This is a genomic window from Streptomyces sp. NPDC006476, assembly GCF_040612015.1.
GTDB lineage: Bacteria > Actinomycetota > Actinomycetes > Streptomycetales > Streptomycetaceae > Streptomyces > Streptomyces griseorubiginosus_B.
On record NZ_JBEXPK010000242.1, the window covers coordinates 1 to 2,608 of the forward strand.

The 2,608-nt window shown below is 59.3% G+C and carries 1 protein-coding gene and 2 pseudogenes; 1 reads left to right on the forward strand and 2 read right to left on the reverse strand.

What is annotated here, in order from left to right:
- Window positions 1-127 (forward strand): annotated as a pseudogene (locus ABZZ74_RS53555) (ISAzo13 family transposase); the annotation flags it as partial.
- A gap of 177 nt (window positions 128-304) precedes the next feature.
- On the opposite strand, the pseudogene ABZZ74_RS53560 reads toward ABZZ74_RS53555, so the two are convergent.
- Together ABZZ74_RS53560 and ABZZ74_RS53565 are read right to left on the reverse strand one after the other, a co-directional pair.
- Window positions 305-604, reverse strand: a pseudogene (locus ABZZ74_RS53560) (DUF6444 domain-containing protein); the annotation flags it as partial.
- Window positions 605-836: 232 nt separating this feature from the next.
- Complete coding sequence (locus ABZZ74_RS53565) at window positions 837-1,763, reverse strand: cytochrome P450 (protein WP_356951361.1); 927 nt, start codon at window positions 1,761-1,763, stop codon at window positions 837-839.
- Between the last annotated feature and the right edge of the window lie 845 nt (window positions 1,764-2,608).

Consider the following 2,608-nt stretch of genomic DNA (forward strand, 5'->3'; position numbering starts at 1 on the left):
CGCGGCCCGCGTTCTGGGCCACGGCGGGGTCCGCATGGTGGCCGGAGCGGCCGGGGTGGCCGAGTCCACGGTGTCGCGCGGGAAGCGGGAGCTGGAGCACGCGGAGGAGCCCGCTGGCCGGGTCCGGGCGGTCCACGACCCCCATGTCAGCGGCTTCGGCCAGGTTGGCACCGCACCCGCACACCCCCTCGGGATAACGATCCTGGTGGTCATCGAGTTCATCCTCTTCACGCCAGCGCAGCGCGGTTCCCGGCGCACCGGGCTGCTTGCCCTTCCCCCGCCCGGACGGCTTCGCCCTGCGATCCTTACGCCACGGTGTCCGGCCCGGACCGTCGTCCTTCGAGGGCGGCACAGAAGAGTTGCCGCTGTTCCGCGAGAGCAGATGCTCCAGTTCCGCCAGCCTCTTCAGCGCCTGCTCCAACCGCTCACTGACATCAGCGAGTTGAGTGGCCAGCATCGTGATCTGGGCATCCTGGCGGGCGATCACCTCGGCCTGGCGCCGCGTCAGCGCGATCAGGGCCTCACGCGACATCGACTCCGGCTCTGGCACACCATGATCCAACCACATGGCCACCGCTGTCCGACCTCGCCTACCACATGTCATCAGCAGCCCGATGCCGTCACGCTCCGATTACCCGCTGAATGTTTGCGCCGGGATATCAAGACTTGCTTGGTGCCGCTTGTATCACAACGGTCCGCGACGGGTTCAGCGATCAGATCGGCCGAAAAGATCCGTGATCCCCCGGTCTCCGATAATCGTTGCACGAGCCTTGTTCCTCACCACGATCAACGAACTCTGGAATCGCCCTGGCAAGTTGCTGCGGACGGATTCTGGATCAGACTTGGTTGAGTGAAGCTCGGAATTTTGGTGAAGAAATCGAGAGAAGAGGATTTAGTGGTACTTTTACTTTTCCCTGCTTTTCGACGGCCGACAACCCGATACGTGAGGCTTCCTGGAGTACTTTCTTCACGAGTTGCAGGATGAGGTGTCGAGCCCAGCATCGATTATTCGTGTATCCAAACGGAAGATAGTCTTCCAGTAGGTCGGGGTCTTCGATGTCGTACCAGCGATCGGGATCAAATACCTCTGGACTGCTCCAAGCTTCGGGGTTCCGGTGGATCAGGAAAGGGAATATGAAAACATTGTCGGATTCGTTTATTGCATCGTTTATTTCGGCGTACTCTCGGCTCGCCTTTCGTCTCAACATCCAGGCGGGAGGAAGAAGCCGCAACGACTCAAGGACGATGTTATCGATCGGAACTCCCGGGTTCAGTGGGGAAGAAAGCCACAGAGTGTTCGTCAGGAGTGCCGATGCGGATGAACAGAGAGCTGAGACGGCTCTACGGTAGAGGACTATGGCAAGCCCTTTTTCCCCTTCGGGTACTTCAGCAACCATTTTCGCCAGGGCGGATGGACTTTCACTGTCACGCAGAAGCGAACCGTATCCGTTCGCTGAGGACCTGCGTCGCATCCATGATCGTCCGGTAGGGAAGCGCGAGAGGCTGTTTGAAAAATTCAGGTCTCCGGAATAAATCAGCCCATGCAGGTAACGATACCCGGCCTTTGGCCAAACGCCTTCCATTCCCGCCCGGATAGAAGCTTCATCAGATGCCAACGCCCGTTTCACGTCCTGCGTCAAAGCCCTCATCACAGCGGATGAAAAACTCGGCGGCACTGAAGATCTCGCAATGGGTTTAAAAACACTGCGCTCGAAGTCGTGTATTGGTCGCGCGCTCAGCACGTCACGAGCCAGACTGCCCACGCCTATTCCGACGGTATTTCTATCGACGCGGAATATGCTGCTTCCAGCGTACTCGTATACACGCCTAATCTCTGGGTGAAATACTATCGTGCCTGTCGACAACGTGAACCCATCGGATCGGGGAAACGGATGCACATAGAAGGCGCGGGAAAACCGGGAAGTCAAGTCCAGGCCGCTGGCCTATGCGTCATGACACTGCCAAAACTCTCAAATATCGCCCCCGCGTGACGCCCTCGGTTGGTGCCCCACCCATACCGCTGGGGCACCAACCGATTTTTCCCGCCTAGACGTATATGGCGTAAGCGGCCTTGTTGAGCTTGCTCTTCATACCGAGCATACGACGTGCGGCGCGAACCAGGTTCGACACGGTGCCTCCTGCGAATGTAGTTGGTATAATCTCCGATTGATTGTCCTGTGTTTGACGCACGCAGGTTAGAGGCAAATGCCCCAGGGCGATTGCAAAGTTCGTTGCCCTCGTACGGCAGCTGTAGATAGCCCTGCCGGTGCTCATCGCTGCTGTTCAGTGGCTTGAGGGGGGTGGCTGCGGGCATGAGGACGGCCGCCTTGATCATGACGTGGTGTGACGCAACATCAGAACGAGACGGCCGCTTCGGCCACGGTAGACCACCAAGGCCACGAGACCGCGTTCGGGGCAGGGGGCTGCCGATGAATAACCCTGTGGTGTGGGGTCGGCGAGGGCTGACGCAAGGTCCGGGATTGAGACGTTTCCGCAGGTGAGCGGTCCGTGACGTGGAAGACCGAAGCTCCGTTGAGCGGGGTGACCTCGCAAGTCGCCCTGTGCCTACGGAGCTTCGGTGAATCGTCAGTCTGCCATGTGTGTGCCC